This is a genomic window from Pseudomonas sp. 3JA, assembly GCF_036961705.1.
GTDB classification, from domain to species: domain Bacteria; phylum Pseudomonadota; class Gammaproteobacteria; order Pseudomonadales; family Pseudomonadaceae; genus Aquipseudomonas; species Aquipseudomonas fluorescens_Q.
Window position 1 is genome coordinate 70075 of sequence record NZ_JBAMDJ010000007.1, and the last position, 16879, is coordinate 86953.

A 16879-nucleotide genomic window follows, 5' to 3' on the forward strand; every position below is an offset into this window, starting at 1 on the left:
AACAGCGTTGACTCAGCGACACCGACAGTTCGCCAGCTCGGCCTGCAGGCGATCGACGTCTTGCACCTGATCGAAAATCAGCTCGATCCGAGAATCCTGGCGCCACTCGCTGGTTTGCCAACCCAACACCGCCCCTTCCAGCGCATTGGCTGAAATCCAACCGTCGACGCTGTGGATAACCATTTTCGCCCGTTTCCAGTCTTGGCCTTGTAGCCATCGCGTCAATGCCGCTGCGTCGAATTGCTGGCTGGGATGCCAGCGCCAACCAATACTCCAGCCACCTTCCTGCTGCTGATACAAGCAGATCGGCAGCGTCGGGTCGGACCAAATGGCCGGTATCTGGCCCAAGCGCTTCGGTAGATTCAAGTTATCCACAGCCCCACTGCCCCGAGCCGCAAGGCCTGGCAATCGATCGATCGGCAACGCAGCCTGTTGCGTCCAGTACAACGCACGCCCTGGCAGCTGCGCCGTCAGCCATTCACGATCGGCTTGTGTGAGGGACTCGGACTTGTTCAGCACCAGCAGTCCGGCAGCCGCCAGGGTTTGTTGCTGCGCGTCGGGCAAAGGCTTGCCGTCCGCCATCGCCCGGGCATCCAGCACCAGCACACAGGGTTGCACCGCGAGCACACCGAGCCATGGCGCTTCACTCAGTTGTCGCATCAACTGTGCCGGATGCCCCAGGCCCGAGGGTTCGATGAATAGCCGATCCGGCCGGGCCTTACGTAGCAAACGCCCAAGACCGATCTGAAACGGCGCACCGTTGACACAGCACAAGCAGCCGCCGGCCACTTCGCCCAGTGCGATACCATCGCCAGCCTGGGTCAGCAACGCGGCATCCAGGCCGATCTGGCCAAACTCATTGATCAGCACCGCCCAGCGCTCATTGGCCGGGCGCTGCGCCAGCAGATGCCTGATCAGGCTGGTCTTGCCGGCGCCCAAGGGACCGGCGATGACATGGGTGGGAATGTGCTGCAACATAATCGACGACTTTCGATGGAGGTGAATATGCGAATGATCGGCTGGTTGTTACTGGCACTGACTTCCAACCAGGCACTGGCCCAGGCCTGTGTGGTGCACAGTCAGGCGGAACGGCTGGATGTGAAGGTCTGCCAGCAGAACCGCAACATCCCGCAGAAGCTGTTTGCCGATGGTTTCTGCCAGCCAAACCTTGCCGGCCAGAAAGTCGAGGTGCAATACGTCGATCAATGCCCTGGCGGCGCGTTCGGCATCTGCAGCAACGCCCAGGTCGCCAATATGCCTTACCGCCAGGATATTCACTATTACGGCGTGGCGACCGATGCCGCGTACCTGCAGCCATTTTGCGAAGGGCAAAGCCAAGGCACCTGGCTCAAGCCTTAAGCCAGCCAATCCAGCGTTAGAATCAATCGACGCTCTCCCGGCGCCGGCTCCGGTGATCGATGAATCAGGCCAAGGCCTTCGTTACCGCGCCATTTTTCGCCTTTAAGCAAACCCACATCACCGCAACGAAACTGCTGGATCACGCATGGGTCACTGGGCTCAGCCTCAGGCTCGGCCAGTCGTCGACGGTCCATGACACCTTCCTCGAGCCACTGGCTGCCGACACCCGCATAGGTGGTCAGCAGCCGCACCGGTACGTGGTCAACGTGGAAACGTGGGCACATCGCCTTGTCCAACGTGCGCAGGCGCAGGCCGACACGTTGGGCACCCAGTAGGCAGGCAAATGCACTGACGAGCCAGGAGACATCGGCGATAAAGCCTTCATAGCCTTGCAGGTCGCTGAAACCTGCAGCCAGGCCCTGCAACGCCGGCTGCGAGTCTTCCTCCGGCAACTCAAGCACGCGTGATTCGGCCAAGGACTGGTCCATCGCCAACACCATGACCGCAAAATCGCTGATGTGCGCAGGAAGCTGACGCTGCCAGACCGCCAGGTTGGTGCCGTCGTCCAGGATCTGCGTGAATACCCCTGGCGTATCACCTTGGACCTGTCGTGCCTGCGTAGCCTTTTTCAGACTGGGCGCCAGCATCACGCCGCGACCTCGTCATGCCACGGGCCGAACGGATCCGGCAACAGCCGCCAATTTTCGACCCCGAGGGCCATTTCCGCATCGGTGAGCAGGCAAGCGTCCAGTTCAGCGGCGAGTTGGCCAAAATCAATGTCCTGACCAATGAAGACCAGCTCCTGACGGCAATCGCCTGTGGCGGCCAGCCAGTTCTTCATGATCGCCGCTGTGCTCTCTTCATCCTGCGGCCATTGGTTTTTCGGCACGAACCGCCACCAACGCCCGGCGAAGCCATGTCGCATCAAGCCGCCAGCCTGGGACCAACTGCCCGCTTCTTCAGGTTTGCTGGCCAGCCAGAAGAACCCCTTGGAGCGCAGGAGTTTGCCGTTGGGCCACGGACGGTCGATAAAATTGAAGAACCGCTCGGGATGAAATGGCCGGCGTGCTCGGTAGGCGGTCGAGGCGATGCCATATTCCTCGGTTTCTGGCACGTGCTCGCCACGCAGTTCCTGTAGCCAGCCAGGTGCCTGGGCGGCGCGTTCGAAGTCAAAAAGGCCTGTGTCGAGGATTCTGCCCAGTGGCACCTGCCCCATGACCATCGGAATGATCTGCGCCTGGGCGTTGAGACGCTGCAGAATCGCCGTCAACTCTTCCCGCTCATGCTGACTGATCAGATCGATCTTGCTGATCAGAATCACGTCGGCAAACTCGATCTGTTCGATCAGCAGGTCGGTGATCGAACGCTCATCGTCCTCACCCAGGGTTTCACCCCGTGACGCCAGGCTTTCGGCGGCCTGGTAATCCAGCAGGAAATTCACCCCATCGACCACCGTGACCAGGGTGTCGAGTCGAGCCACATCGGCCAGGCTCCGGCCTTCTTCATCACGAAACGTGAAGGTTTCCGCCACTGGCAACGGTTCGGAAATACCGGTGGATTCGATCAGCAGGTAATCGAAACGCCCTTCCCTGGCGAGTTGCCCGACTTCTTTGAGCAAGTCCTCGCGCAACGTGCAGCAGATGCAGCCGTTGCTCATTTCCACCAGTTTTTCTTCGGAACGACTCAGGGTGACATCTCGCTGGACTTCGCTGCCATCGATGTTGATCTCGCTCATATCGTTGACGATCACCGCAACTCGTAGATTCTCGCGATTACGCAAAACGTGGTTGAGCAGTGTGCTTTTACCGGCACCGAGGAATCCGGAAAGCACGGTTACGGGAAGACGATTGGGCATCAGGTATATCCTCATCGGGCGGCCGCTTCGACTACGGCTCGTTTCCAGGTTTGACCAGGTTCAGGGGGAGCGCTTTTTATGTTATAGTATAACAACACGATTCAACCACCCCGCCGTCCTGCATTGGTTGGAGATCATTCCATGCGCAGTCATCTGAAATTCGTATTGGCAAGCCCGTTATTGCTGTGGGTGTTATGCGCTTCGGCCCAAACTCCACTCCTGGCGAACTGCACCCGCAGTGCGAATCTGCTGGCGTGCGTGGACATTCAGGGCAATGCCTACAGCGTCGCAACGGCGGGAAGCACCATTTATTTGCGGGGATTTGAAGCCGCCAGTCGTCGTTATTGGGCGCAAACAAACAGCCGTTACGGTCAGCTCACCTTCTTTACTGGTTTGGCATCGGATGGAGAAAGTTGGGTCGGATACAGCCGGCGTGTGGGCTGGACGACGCTCAATCGTTTCTCGAGCTCTGGTGGTAGTGCGGGTGCATTTGTATGCGGACGTATGAACGGCTGCCAGGATTCATCGCGCTGATGTTTCACGTGGAACGTGAACGTTTGGGGAATGAAAATCCTTTCATGGAAAAGGTTTCTTTAAATTAGACGTTATACTATAACATCTAGTTTTGAACCTTCGATGGACTTTGACCATGAACGCGTTAACCCTGCCCGACATCGCTGCGCAGGCTTCACGTCAAGCCCTACCCCTTGATTGGGTGGGTATGTGTGGCATCGCAACACCGGTGTTGATTGACGGCCAGCGTCTCAGCGCAATGGCCGACGCAGGTGTCAGCCTTGACGACGGTGAGGCGCGCGGCATTCACATGTCACGCTTATACCTGGCGCTGGAGCTGCTCGAAGAGACTGCGCTTTCGCCAGCGTTATTGCGCCGAATCCTCCAGCAATTTCTCGACAGCCACGAAGGCTTGTCCCACGCAGCATCGCTCAGTGTGCATACCGACCTGCTGCTCAAGCGTCCGGCACTCATCAGCCCACTGATGGGTTGGAAACGTTACCCCGTGAGCATCGAAGCCCACTTGAAAAACGCAATGTTCCACGTGGAACTGAATATCCAGATTCCCTATTCCTCCACCTGCCCTTGTTCGGCCGCACTTGCCCGGCAATTGATCCAACAGCAATTCGTCGACGATTTCGCTAACAAGAAACTTGAACACGCCGAGATCCTGGCCTGGCTAGGTTCATCGAACGGCATTGTTGCCACCCCTCATAGCCAACGCAGTACGGCGTTCCTGAGTCTGCGCCTGAACGCCAATGCCGACGATTTGCCGCTGCAGTTTTTCATCAACGAAGCCGAAGCGGCCCTCGGCACCGCTGTGCAAACCGCCGTCAAGCGCGCCGATGAACAGGCCTTCGCCCTGGCCAACGGCCAAAATCTGATGTTCTGCGAAGACGCCGCGCGGCGATTAAGCATCGCACTGAGCCGGTCACCCGACATTGTTGCGCTGAATGTACGCGTCGTTCACGCCGAAAGCCTGCATGCCCATGACGCCGTGGCGCAAAGCCGCTGGACCCGGGAGGCATCATGATCGACTGCCAAGCGCTACGCTGGGGCGCCCCCGGACAACCTCTCACACCGCCGCTCACGATGCAGCGACCAGCCGGGAGTCTTACCGCCATCATCGGGGCCAACGGCTCGGGCAAAAGCAGCCTGTTGAAAGTGCTCGCGGGGATGCAAAAACCGCTCTCCGGCAAAGTCACCTTGGATGTTCCACGCCGTGGTGGAGTTTCGTTCATGCCGCAGCAGCAACATCTGGATCGGCAATTTCCCATCAGTTTGCAAGCGTTGGTGGCGGCCGGTTCCTGGGGTAATCGACACACGCCAGCGAAGCGAAGGCAATTGCTCCAGACCGTGCTGGCCGACTGGGCGCTGACCGGACTCGAACATCGTCCGCTAATGGCGCTGTCTGGAGGCGAGTTGCAACGCGCCCTGCTCGCTCGCCTGAGCCTGGCCGAAGCGCCACTGCTATTGCTCGACGAACCCCACGCCGCCCTCGACGAACAGGGCCAGGCGCTGCTGTGGAAACACCTTCATCACTGGCATGCCCAGGGCCGAACCGTCGTGGTGGTGTGCCATGACCTGGCAGCGGTCCGCCAACATATCCCCCATACGCTGCTGATCAGCAACACCGGTTGCGTGCTGGGCCGCAGCGTCGACTTGATCGCTCAACAACCCCACACATGGGTGGCCTGATGCTTGCGGCCACTCATCTCTGGCAACCGTTTCAAGAGTTTGTCTTCATGCGCCGGGCCTTGCTTGGCGGCCTGGTGCTGGCGTGCAGCACGGCGCCGTTGGGTGTGTTCCTGATTCTTCGGCGCATGAGCCTGATTGGTGATGCCGTAGCGCACGGCATTCTGCCTGGCGCCGCCCTGGGTTTCTGGTTCGCCGGGCTGAGCCTGCCAGCCTTGACCATCGGCGGCCTGGGCGCGGGCCTGAGCATGGCCGGGCTGGCCGCCTGGATTACCCGGCGTACCGGTCTAAGGGAAGATGCCAGCCTCGCGGCGATTTATCCCATTTCCCTGGCAGCCGGCGTGTTAATCCTCGGCATGGCCGGTAAACGCCTGGACTTGCTTCACTTGCTGTTCGGCTCGGCCTTGGCGGTGGACGACCTCACACTCACCGGCATGCTGTGGGTTTGCGGCATCAGCCTGGTGGCAATGGCGTTGATTTATCGACCACTGTTGCTCGATACCCTCGACCCCCTGTTCCTGCAAACCGTCAGTCGTCTCGGCCCGTTGGCCCATGGCGTGTTCCTGACCCTGGTGGTGTTGAACCTGGTGATCGGCTTCCAGGCCATCGGAGCGCTGATGGTGGTCGGCCTTATGATGCTGCCGGCCGCCGCGTCGCGATTCTGGAGCCGTCGCCTGCCACTGCTGATGCTGATCGCGGCGCTGCTCGGTTGCCTCTCGGTGTGGCTTGGCCTGTTGTTGTCCTTCTACTACTCACTGCCCAGCGGGCCGTCCATCGTGCTAGTGGCGGGCGCGTTGTATCTGCTGTCGGTGGTATTCGGGCCGGTGCACGGTTTGCTGCGCCGCCCGCCTTTGCTCACATCCCAATGAGGTGTTTCCCGATGCGCGTTCTGCTCGTGCTATTCAGTCTGATGCTGTCCATGTCCCTGTCCGCCGCCGAAAAGCTTCAGGTGGTGACGAGCTTCAGCATCCTCGCCGACATGACCCGACAGGTCGGCGGTGAGCATATCAACATCACCAACATGGTCGGGCCGGACGCCGATGCACACACCTACGAACCCACGCCAGACGACGCCAAGGCATTGCTTAAGGCAAAACTGATCATCAAGAACGGACTGGGCTTCGAGCCATGGTTGGATCGCCTGGTGACCAGCACTGAAACGACAGCCCCGGTGATCAGCGCCAGTCGCGGCGTCATCCCGCGCTCACTGGATGAGGATGGCGAGACCATCCCCGACCCGCACGCGTGGCATAACCTGGCGAACGCCGAGTTGTATGTCAGCAACATCACCAAGGCATTGGAAGCAGCCGACCCGGCCAACAAGGCCGACTACGAACGCAACAGCCAGGCGTACCTGAAGAAAATCTATGCCCTGCTCGCCGAAGCCAAGGCCAAGCTCGGTGCATTGCCTGCTGGCAATCGCAAGATCGTGACCTCCCACGATGCATTTGGTTACCTGGGTCAGGCCTATGGCATCAAGTTCATGGCGCCCCAGGGTTTATCCACAGAGCGTGAACCGTCGGCGGCAGAAGTCGCGGCACTGATTACCCAGATCCGTCAGGCGAAGGTCAAAGCGGTGTTCATGGAAAACATCAAGGACGCACGCCTGCTCAAGCAGATCGCCGACGAGAGCGGCGCGCACATCGGTGGTACGCTGTACTCCGATGCACTCGCGACCAGTGGACCGGCTAGCACCTTTACTGGTCTTTTCGAATACAACCTCAATACGTTGTATGAGGCGCTGAGTCGGCCTTGAGAGCATTCGTGAGAGCAAGGCTTTGCCGCGATGAACGGTGACGCGCTTGGCGACTCACCGAAATTGCCTGCATCGCGAGCAAGCTTGGCTCCCACGGGCTCACCAAACGATCCCTTTAAATAGCTTCAGGCCCTCGGCTTGACCGTCCCGCAATCCTGCCCCAGCCACACTGCGCGCGTGTCGAGGCTACCGTTCTGCTGGATGCCGGTGGCATTGAACGTGCCGTTGACCTTGGTGGTGAATTCACGATCGCTCTGGAACGTCGCGACGCCATTACCCTGGGCTTTCGGGCAACTGAAGCGAAACTTCCACTGATTGCCGGTACGCTCGGTGATCTGCTGCTTGCAACCCGATTGCGGGTCTTGCAGCGGAATGTCATTGGTTTGCACCTGCGCCGGGGTCAGGCAGACGCGGATGCCTTTACCGCCCATGGTAATGCCCTGCTTTTCCAGCATCGCCCGTTGCTCCGGAGTCATCTGGTTCTGCACCTGGCCCAGGATCAATTGCAAGTCCGGAAGGTTCTGGTTATCGACCTTCATGTTGCTGGTAGTCAGCTCCCATAACCCCGGCTGGAGCATCTGCGCCTGAGCCGCCATCGGAACCGACAACCCCATCACCAAGGCCACACCCAGCAGACGAACATTCATTGCATAAACTCCAGAGGACAAGTGGCCGTTAGACGCCGCCCTCAGCCTTCGGTTCAGGCCCGGGACGAGTGAATTAAATAGCGACATTCGCCATGGAACATGGTCTGTTAAGCATTGAAACTTCCGGAGCAAGAATGCCCCATGGATTATTTCGGCCCGCATGTTTTCGGTTACCTGATCGCGCTGCTCCACACCCTGGGCTTCATTGCCGCCGTCCACGCCGTATTGACGGTGCGCACGGCCCAAGGCTCGATTGCCTGGGCCCTGTCGCTGCTGTTTATTCCCTACCTGACGTTGATCCCTTACCTGGTTTTCGGGCGCAGCACTTTTGACGGCTACATCAAGGCGCGCCGACAAGCCAACGAAGAGATGCGCAAGGCGATCTCCGAGCTGAACTGGCGGCCGTGGGTTGAAGAGGCTTTGACCGCCCGTGCCTCCCAGGCCTACGACTCGTTACGGGCCATGCCCAAGCTGGGGCGCACACCATGCCTGGCGAACAATCAGGTGCGTTTGCTCGTCAATGGGCAGGCCACGTTCGAAGCAATCTTCCAGGCCATCGATAACGCGCGGCAGGCCGTACTGATTCAATTTTTCATCATCCACGACGACCACCTCGGCCTGCGCCTGCAGACACTGCTTCTGAAAAAAGCCGCCGAAGGCGTGGCGGTGTATCTGCTTTATGACCGCATTGGCAGCCACTCCCTGCCCCACCGTTACGTCCAGGCGTTGCGCGACGGTGGCGTCCACGTGAAAGCCTTCGCCACCCGCAGCGGCTGGCTCAATCGGTTCCAGGTCAACTTTCGCAACCACCGCAAGATCGTGGCGGTGGATGGCGTTCTAGGCTTCGTTGGCGGGCACAACGTGGGCGATGAATACATGGGCGAAAAGCCGCCCCTGGCGCCTTGGCGCGACACCCATGTCGAAGTCTGCGGCCCGGTGGTGGGGAGTATGCAAGAGTCGTTTGCCGAGGACTGGTTCTGGGCGGCCCGTTCGCTGCCACCGCTGATCCTGCCAGACACCTACCCGGACGACGGAGTGCTCTGCCAGTTGCTGACCAGCGGCCCGGCCGATGCCTACGAAACCTGTTCGCTGTTTTTCGTCGAGGCTATCCATGCGGCCAGCGAGCGAGTCTGGATCACAACGCCTTACTTCATCCCCGACGAAGCGGTGTTCGCGGCCTTGCGCCTGGCGGTGCTACGCGGGGTGGACGTGCGCATCCTGCTACCCTCGCGGCCAGACCACAAGATCGTCTACGCCGCGTCCAGCCTGTATGCGTTTGAGGCGGTGCGGGCCGGTGTGCGGATGTTCCGTTACGCGCCGGGCTTCCTGCATCAGAAAGTGGTGCTGATCGACCGTGAAATCAGTGCCATCGGCAGTGCGAATCTGGACAACCGTTCGTTCCGCTTGAATTTCGAAGTCATGCTGCTCACGGTGGATATTCCGTTCGCCACCGAGGTCGAGCAGATGCTTGAGCAGGACTTCGCCCAAGCCGTGGAAATCGACAAACAGGAAAGCCGGGAGACCCACCGCCTGCAAAAGATCGGCATGCGGATCGCCCGGCTTATTTCCCCGATTCTCTAAGGGGTATAGATGTCGTCGCGGGTCCAGGGCAACTCATGGCTACCGTCGGCGTGGGCCTTCACCGCCAGGATCTGGTGCAGATTGATCCAACCCTTGGCGAATGCGTAGGCGCAGCCGGCCAGGTACAGACGCCAGATCCGCAACGCCTGTTCCGGCACTTCCTTCGCGGCGGCCTCGAGATTGTCCTCCAGGCGTTCACTCCAATGATCGAGCGTGCGCGCGTAATGCAGGCGCAGGCTTTCCACGTCGACGATCTCCAGCCCCGCTTCGCTGATCTCGGCAGAGATCATCGACAGGTGCGGCAGCTCGCCGTTGGGGAATACATACTTCTCGATGAATTCACCGGCACCACGACCGACCGGACGACCGTCAGTGTGCTTGGCGGTGATGCCATGGTTCATCACCAATCCACCCTCACGCACCGCGCCGAACAGCGTCTTGCAGTACTGCTCGAGGTTAGCGTGGCCAACATGCTCGAACATACCGACGCTGACCACTTTGTCGAAACGACCGTCCTGAGGCAGGTCGCGGTAATCCAGCAATTGCAACTCGACCGAATCCTCCAGGCCTTCTGCCTTGACCCGCTCCCGCGCCAGTGCCAGCTGCGCCTTGCTCAGGGTAATCCCGAAGACTTTGGCACCGAACTCGCGTGCCGCGTAACGGGCCAGGCCGCCCCACCCACAACCGACATCCAGCAGGTAGTCACCCGGCTGTAATCGCAGCTTGCGGCACAAGTGGCGGAATTTGGCTTGCTGGGCCTGTTCGAGGGTTTCACTGCCCGTCTCGAAATAGGCACAGGAATAGGCCATGTCACTGTCGAGCCATAGCTGATAGAACGCGTTGGAAAGATCGTAGTGATAAGAGATCGCCTTGGCGTCGGTTTCCTTGTCGTGGAGCGATCGCACCGGCGGGTTGTCGGCGTCATCCTCGACCAAGGCCTGGCTCCATTCATCGCAGACACGAATGACTTCGTGAATCGAACCTTCGAGCTCCAGTTTGCCTTCGACGAATGCCGCTCCTAGCGCATCCAGGCTGGGATGGGTGAATTGCGCGACCATTTGTGGGTCCTTGACCACGATCGTGACACTGGGGTCGTCACCCAGTGAAAACTCATGGCCATCCCAGAGCCGCAACCGAAGCGGTAGATGCAGATTCTGTAAGGCCGGTGGAAGTTGCGCGAGCATGAATAATCCCCCTTGTTTCAGACGTCTGAAATGAGGGTAGACCATCATAGAAAAATAGCAGGCTATCGAATTTATAGCCTTTCTCTATCACTGTCCCAAATTCACTCCTTGTGCGCCGGGTAACGCCAGTATGGGTACGCCCTCTCCAACAGAGACTGCAAGGGTGACGCACAGTTCGCCAAGGGTTATCCAACGGCTCCCTTCGCTTGGATTTTCAGGAGTGGCTCCTGGAACCGCAGCAATCGCCCCGCATTACCTAACACTAGCAGGGTACTGAGATTATGCAGCAGCGCGGCGATCATCGCCCCCGCCGCACCGAGCCAGCCGAAGGCGGCAAAAGCGACGATTGCCAGTGTCCAGCCCAAGCCAATGATCACGTTGACCTGCAACGTGCGCCTGCATTGGCGGCTCAATCGCACGCAGGTGCCGAGGCGGCGCAAGTCGCTGCCGATCAGCACGATGTCTGCCGACGCCAGTGCGATGTCTGCACCGCCTGCGCCCATTGCGACACCCACCACTCCGGCCTTGAGCGCCAGGGAATCGTTGATGCCATCGCCCACCACCATGGGGCGGAACCCATGGTCGATTTCGGCCATGACCCGTTTGAGTTTGTCTTCAGGGAGGGCCTGGGCTTGCAGGTCGCCGATGCCGACATCCCGGGCCAGGGTCGTGGCCACGCTCTGGCGGTCGCCGGTCAGTAGCAACTGACGTCCCAGGCCCAGCTCGCGCAGCTCGGCCATGGCAACCCGCGCCTCCGGCTTGACGCTGTCGGCCAGCAACAGCCAGGCGAGGAACTGCCCGTCCAGGGCCAGGCCGGCAATCGGGCCGTCATGCTCCGGGACCGCTGACGTTTGAATGCCCAGTTGTGCAAACAACTCCGGTCGCCCCAGCGCCGCTTCGCCCTGGACGGTCATCGCGACCACCCCCAACCCCTGGCGTTCATGAATGTCCGTCAGCGCCAGGCTGTCTTCCTGCTCCGCCAGCCCTGCCAACGCTCGACTGACCGGATGACTGCTGGCCGAACCGAGGCTGGCAGCCAAAGGCAACAGTAGCGATGAGGGGGCATCCTGGGCATGTTCGATGGATTGCAGGCGCAGGACGCCGTACGTCAAAGTACCGGTCTTATCGACAACCAACGACGTCAGGTCCGCCAGTTCCTCCAGGAAGGCCGAGCTGCGGATCAGTATCCCGTGGCGCGCCGCCACCGCGATCCCGGCAATGGCGGTGGCCGGCGCCGAAAGCACCAACGCACAAGGACAAGCGGCGACCAATACCGCCAGCATCGCCTGGGCATCGTTGGTCACGAACCAGGTCACCGCCGCCAGCAGCAACACCAGCACCAGGTAACTGCCGGCGTAGCGTTCCAGCAAGCGAGTGATGGGTGGCTTGGAGCGTTCGGCGTTTTGCATCAGGGCGATGACTTTGCCCAGGGTTGATTCTTCGCCGGTCCGGGTCACTTCCAGGCGCAGCAGGCCATCCAGATTGATCGCGCCACCAAAGACTTCTGTGCCGACCACAGCCTCCAACGGCACCGACTCACCCGTGATGGGTGCGGTGTCGAGGCTGGCCTGGCCGGATAACACCCGACCATCGGCCGGCACTCGATCGCCAGCGCGCACCTCCACGACATCGCCGGGCTGGAGTGTCGCGTTGTCGACGTCGATGATCGAACCGTCGGCCTGCACCTTGCGACCTTGGCTGCGGGTCAGTTGGCCAAGGGCATGGATCGCCTCCTGAGAGCCAATGACGCTGCGCTCTTCCAGCACATGCCCAAAGATCATGATGATCGGCAACAACGCCGCCGTCAGCAGGTCGCCCGTGGCCCAGGCACCGAGCATCGCCAGGGCGATGAGTTGGTCGGTAATCCCGTGCAGGCTTGGGTAACGCAAGCTGTACCAGGCCGAACGCATCACCGGCACCGCCACCAATAGCGAGGCGAACCCCAATAGCAGTTGGCTGACACCGCTCTGCTCTGGCGACCAGCCGCGCCATACCAGCCCCAATGCGAGCAAGCCGAGGGCGAGCATCGCCAAGGTCAGTTGCCGGGCGGCGATGCGTTGTTCCGTCGAGGACAACATTGGTGCGGCGCTGGTTTGGGCGGTCATTGTCCGGCTCCCTGGATGATCAGACGGACATCGTCTTTCGGGTCGATCGTCGTCACTGAACCGGCCTGGCGAAGGATGGCAGGCATGCGTTCGCGATACAGGCGCAGCAGCATTTGCGGATCGCTGCCTTGGGTCTTCGCCAAGCCCAGCACCGTGGCCGTGTCGGCCGAAGCCTTGGCGAGTCGTTCGCTGGCCTGGGCATGGGCAACTTGCACGGCACGGTCGGCGTCTTGGCGAGCGGACTGGGAGAGCTTTTCGGCTTCTGTGCGCGCGTTGGCCACGGCTTTATCGGCCTGCTGGCCGGCCGTCAGCACCGCGTTGAAGGCACTCACCGCCGGCCCCGGCAAACTCGATTGCACATCGACCCGCACCACTTCGATGCCCAACCCCTGCCCCGTCGCCGCCAGGTCAGCCAGGCGCCGGTTAAGCCCCTGCACCAGATCGCCACGCAAGCGTTCGCGGCGTTCGGCCGCCTGGTTGTCGCTGCCCATCAGTTCGGGGCGAGCCACCAGAATGGTGTCCAAGTCCCGGGCTGCGGTCAGGGCCACGGCACTGCGGGTCGCCAATCGGTCCAGTGCCGGCAGGACATGTTCACCTTGCAAGACGAAGGCGTAAGGGTCGGTGACTTTGTAGAACACCCGCACATCCAGTTGCACCACGCCGGCATCCCCGGTCAATAAATAACCAGAACCGGCCAAAGCATCGCTAACCGGCGTGGCGAAACTGGCCACACGATCAGCCTGCAGGGCCGCATCCGAGCGCAGCAGATTCTCCACCCGCCGCTCAAGCACCCGATCCGCAGCGGGCAGCAAGACGACTTGTTCCACAGGACGAGGCCAAGCCAACAAAAGACCGGCATTCTGGATGCGATCCAAGGCGCCAAAGTGCAGCACCACCGCGCGATTCTGCGGATCAATCTGCCGCACGTTGGAAAAGACCCAGGCTAACGCCGCCAACACCGTGACGGCGTAAAGCGCAAGAAATGCCAGGCGTCCGGCCTGGATCCACGGGCTGGATAACTCGTTTGTTCCACGTGGAACCAAACTCATGGTTGTGTTCCACCTTTGCCGTCCACGGAAACCGGACCGTCCACCAGGACACGGAATGGCGCCGCATCGGTGCGCAAAATCAGCTTCGTCCCTGGGCTGACGATGGTGCCCAAGGTGTCCAACGAACGGAGCAGATTGTAGAGCTGCGGGGAGCCGGCGTATGCCCGACCATAGATCTCAGCGGCTTCTACTCGTGACTGCGCTTCGATATCCGCGGCTTTCACCGTGGCATCGGCTTGCAAGACTCGCGCATCACGTTCTGCGGCGGAGCGAATCTGCGCCGCTTCGCGCTTGCCGATAGCGGTGCGTTCGGTGGCGATGGTTTCACGCTCGGCGCGCATGCGATCCACCGTCGCCGTCAGCGTCACCGAGGGCAAGGTCAGGCGCTCAACGCCGACTTGCAATACGCGCACGCCATAAGTGGTGAGCAACTGCTGATCAATCTGCTGACGCAGTTGAGCTTCGAAATCGGCGATGCGCACCTGGCTGGCATCGGTGTTAACCAGGTTCGCCAGGTCAAAACTGGCGGCGGTGGTTTCCAGCGCCGAGCCGACGAAGGTGCGGATCTGCCGTGCGGCTTCGTCCGGTTGGTTCTGCACCGCGCGCATAAAACGCTGCACGTTTTCCGGGTCACCCTGCACCTGCCACGCCACGTAGGCCTGGACGATGATCCGCAGCCCATCACGAGTGCCGACATCCTGTAAACCGCTGGACGTAGTGCGCAACCGCAGGTCCACCGGAATCGCCGCCTCGAACGGTGCCGGCCAGCGCCAACCCAAGCCAGGTTGCAGCAGCACCCGCGCCGGATTGCCGAAACGGGTGATGACCGTGGCCTCCCCCGAGCGCACTTGCACCAGGCTTGCGGCCGCGACGGCAAACGCCACCAGCAACGCGGCCCAACCCATGCGCCGCCACGGGAACGGACCGGCCTGCTGCGGATCGCCATGATGGTGGTGATGATGACCATGTTGATGACCGGCATGGCCGTGATCGTGACCAGCGTGGTCGTGGTGATCGTGTGAAGAGGACTGGCTCAATGGGCAGCTCCTGGCGGGACAGGGTTACGCGGCAACGCAGGGTCTGCCGGCAGCGTGAAGGTACGCAAGTCGATGGTCGGCGCGTTGCCGCTGCCGCCCAGGCGATGATCGAGAATCAGCAACCGGGCATTGGCGAGGCCTTGGCTGAGTTGGCCCAGGTAATGCTCCAGCACAAACGCGTGTCCCGCGGTGGCGTAGGCTTTGCGGTCGGCACTGAAGCGCAGGTCGGCGGCCTGGGCGGTTGCGTTGATTTCCCGGGCGGTGGCCGAGGCTTGGTCATGGGCGACGCTGGCTTGCAACTGTGCCTGGTTGGTCTGTTCGGCCGCCGCGCCGCGCTCTCGGGCGATCAATGCCTGCGCACCGATCTGCGCCGCCTGCACGCCGTGGTAGGCATTGGCCGCACCAGCCGGTGGATGAATCGCCTCCACAACGGTCGCCAGGATTTCCACACCGCTATCGAGCGATTGCAAATCAGCCTGGACGGCGCGACCGATTTCATCGGCGAGGCTGACACGGTCAGCCCCCAGCAAACCATCCAGCGTGCGCGACGCAAACTCATGCACCAGGATGCGGCTGGCGGTGCTGCGGATCAGCGTCGGCACATCGGCGCTGTTGTAGGTCGCCGCCAAGGCCGCGGCGTCCGTCAGGCCGATGCGGTAGACAAAGCGCACGTCCATGTTGACGATCTGGAAGCTCTGCTGGTCGGCACGACGACTGGCAATGACCTGGGACTTGTCGTTCACATGGCTGGCGTCCCACAACCGATTGGCGATTGCCGGCGCCGGTCCCTCCGCCGGTTCAGCCTCGACCACTGCCCGCTTCTCCGCGACGCTGGTCGCCAGTTCATGCACAACGCCATTCTCGACGTTGAGCACCCTGCCCCACGGCCAAGGCAACGCGACATGCAAGCCCGGGCCGAACACCTCTACCGGTTTGCCAAAGCGCTCATAGATGCCACGCCCCTGCAGCGGCACTTCGTGCACGCCAGTCAACAACCAGCCCACCAGCACCACCAGGGCCAACACCGGCAAAAAAGCCCGGCGCATGTAGCTGAAGGCCCAGATCTGGCGCAAGTCGATGCCAAAACGGTTGTGCAGTTCATGTTGCAAGGCCAGCAACGGTTGCGGCGGCCAGCGCAGTAGATCGGCGATGACACTGCGGCCCAGCAGCGTCGGTTCCAGGGCGTCTCGGCGCGGGATGAATAACGACAGCACAGCACGCAGCAAAAACTCGGCCGCCACCACGCCCGGCAACAGCCCCATCAGCACGGCCAGGCGCAGCGGCCAGATGGACGTTTCTGCGACGAACAACAAACACAAAGCGCCGAGCACCAGCACGATGATCGCCACCCGCGTCAGTTGCGCCAGCGGCGGCGCTTCCGGCCACTCACCGGGAGATTGCTGGGCCAATTGCCGCTCGAACACTAATAGCCCGAATGCCAACAACAACGACAACACCGCCCCCACACTGGCGGGGACACCGAGGGCGGCAGCCGGCAGTTGCAAATTCCAGGCTTGCTCCAGGCCCAGCAATACCAGCAATGACCAACCGGCCAGCCACAACGCAGGCGCACCGATCTGTTTCAGCAGACCGACCCCGCGTGCGCCGATTCGCTCCAGCAGCCGCTCATACCAACCCAGGTTATCAACCGGTTCGTTTTCCACAGGCAGGTTATCCACAGCTGGCAGCAGCGCCCTGCTACGCCATTGCGTCACCCACCAGGCCGATTGTAAACCCGCTACCAACACCAAGAGTCCCGCACCTTGGCTGACCAGCAGAACCGGCCACAGCGATTGCGGCGAAAACACCCCGATAAAAAAAGCCAGTACCAACCCCAAACCCGCCACGCTTCCCAGGGCGAAGGCGATCTGCTTCAAACGGCGCCCTTGGAACGACGCCTGCTGAAAACGCGGCCATTCGGCCAGTTGTGCCCCTTCGACATCAAGATCGACTTGCATACCACCCCAACACTCGTGGCGATCAAAATCCGGCCCGTGGACAAATGCCACTGAGGCTGCGTTATATGCCGTTACCTTATAACGATTCCTGTGAAATTTCCGTTTTGAATTCTTCATGACAAGGCCAGCGCAGGCCTCTT

At 61.1% G+C, this 16879-nt stretch carries 16 protein-coding genes; 7 read left to right on the forward strand and 9 right to left on the reverse strand.

The window, feature by feature from the left end; genetic code table 11:
- Positions 1–12 precede the first annotated feature (12 nt).
- Positions 13–978 (reverse strand): CobW family GTP-binding protein, encoded by a 966-nt coding sequence (locus tag V7773_RS07450; RefSeq protein ID WP_336072863.1) that lies wholly within the window; start codon positions 976–978, stop codon positions 13–15.
- Between the two features lie 27 nt (positions 979–1005).
- Here V7773_RS07450 and V7773_RS07455 point away from each other — a divergent pair, with 27 nt between their 5' ends.
- Positions 1006–1359 carry a hypothetical protein gene (locus tag V7773_RS07455; RefSeq protein WP_063323710.1) on the forward strand — a complete coding sequence of 118 codons (354 nt, stop codon included), beginning with the start codon at positions 1006–1008 and terminating at the stop codon, positions 1357–1359.
- Here V7773_RS07455 and V7773_RS07460 read toward each other — a convergent pair.
- Entirely contained in the window at positions 1356–2006 is a 651-nt protein-coding gene (locus V7773_RS07460; protein WP_336072864.1) for a DUF1826 domain-containing protein, read from the reverse strand. The genes V7773_RS07455 and V7773_RS07460 overlap by 4 nt on opposite strands.
- Entirely contained in the window at positions 2006–3214 is a 1209-nt protein-coding gene (gene zigA / locus V7773_RS07465) for a zinc metallochaperone GTPase ZigA (RefSeq protein ID WP_336072865.1), read from the reverse strand. Before zigA ends, V7773_RS07460 begins: the two co-directional genes overlap by 1 nt.
- A 141-nt stretch (positions 3215–3355) precedes the next feature.
- Here zigA and V7773_RS07470 point away from each other — a divergent pair, with 141 nt between their 5' ends.
- The 5 genes from V7773_RS07470 to V7773_RS07490 all read left to right on the forward strand — a co-directional run bounded on the left by V7773_RS07470 (position 3356) and on the right by V7773_RS07490 (position 7178).
- Positions 3356–3748 carry a glutamine synthetase gene (locus tag V7773_RS07470; RefSeq protein ID WP_336072866.1) on the forward strand — a complete coding sequence of 131 codons (393 nt, stop codon included), beginning with the start codon at positions 3356–3358 and terminating at the stop codon, positions 3746–3748.
- Positions 3749–3863: 115 nt separating this feature from the next.
- Positions 3864–4760: a GTP cyclohydrolase FolE2 gene (gene folE2, locus V7773_RS07475; RefSeq protein WP_336072867.1), complete on the forward strand. Its 897-nt coding sequence runs from the start codon at positions 3864–3866 to the stop codon at positions 4758–4760.
- On the forward strand, positions 4757–5425 hold the full coding sequence (locus V7773_RS07480; RefSeq protein WP_336072868.1) for a metal ABC transporter ATP-binding protein: 669 nt from the start codon (positions 4757–4759) through the stop codon (positions 5423–5425). The genes folE2 and V7773_RS07480 overlap by 4 nt, the downstream gene beginning before the upstream one ends.
- The gene (locus V7773_RS07485) at positions 5425–6291 is read left to right on the forward strand and encodes a metal ABC transporter permease (RefSeq protein WP_336072869.1); all 867 of its coding nucleotides are present in this window, start codon (positions 5425–5427) and stop codon (positions 6289–6291) included. Before V7773_RS07480 ends, V7773_RS07485 begins: the two co-directional genes overlap by 1 nt.
- An 11-nt stretch (positions 6292–6302) precedes the next feature.
- Positions 6303–7178: a metal ABC transporter substrate-binding protein gene (locus V7773_RS07490; protein ID WP_336072872.1), complete on the forward strand. Its 876-nt coding sequence runs from the start codon at positions 6303–6305 to the stop codon at positions 7176–7178.
- Between the two features lie 125 nt (positions 7179–7303).
- On the opposite strand, the gene V7773_RS07495 is transcribed toward V7773_RS07490, so the two are convergent.
- Positions 7304–7825 (reverse strand): DUF3617 domain-containing protein, encoded by a 522-nt coding sequence (locus tag V7773_RS07495; protein WP_092147614.1) that lies wholly within the window; start codon positions 7823–7825, stop codon positions 7304–7306.
- Positions 7826–7966: 141 nt separating this feature from the next.
- Here V7773_RS07495 and cls point away from each other — a divergent pair, with 141 nt between their 5' ends.
- Positions 7967–9406, forward strand: a complete 1440-nt coding sequence (cls, locus tag V7773_RS07500) for a cardiolipin synthase (RefSeq protein WP_092147611.1) — start codon at positions 7967–7969, stop codon at positions 9404–9406.
- Here cls and cfaB read toward each other — a convergent pair.
- The 5 genes from cfaB to V7773_RS07525 form a co-directional block, all read right to left on the reverse strand.
- Positions 9403–10590, reverse strand: a complete 1188-nt coding sequence (cfaB, locus tag V7773_RS07505) for a C17 cyclopropane fatty acid synthase CfaB (RefSeq protein WP_063323702.1) — start codon at positions 10588–10590, stop codon at positions 9403–9405. The two genes, cls and cfaB, sit on opposite strands and share 4 nt — an antisense overlap.
- A gap of 185 nt (positions 10591–10775) precedes the next feature.
- Entirely contained in the window at positions 10776–12695 is a 1920-nt protein-coding gene (locus V7773_RS07510) for a heavy metal translocating P-type ATPase (RefSeq protein WP_092463287.1), read from the reverse strand.
- Entirely contained in the window at positions 12692–13744 is a 1053-nt protein-coding gene (hflK, locus tag V7773_RS07515; protein WP_336072875.1) for a protease modulator HflK, read from the reverse strand. Before hflK ends, V7773_RS07510 begins: the two co-directional genes overlap by 4 nt.
- Positions 13741–14781 carry a protease modulator HflC gene (gene hflC / locus V7773_RS07520; protein WP_336072876.1) on the reverse strand — a complete coding sequence of 347 codons (1041 nt, stop codon included), beginning with the start codon at positions 14779–14781 and terminating at the stop codon, positions 13741–13743. Before hflC ends, hflK begins: the two co-directional genes overlap by 4 nt.
- Complete coding sequence (locus V7773_RS07525) at positions 14778–16739, reverse strand: protease modulator HflK (protein ID WP_336072877.1); 1962 nt, start codon at positions 16737–16739, stop codon at positions 14778–14780. Before V7773_RS07525 ends, hflC begins: the two co-directional genes overlap by 4 nt.
- Between the last annotated feature and the right edge of the window lie 140 nt (positions 16740–16879).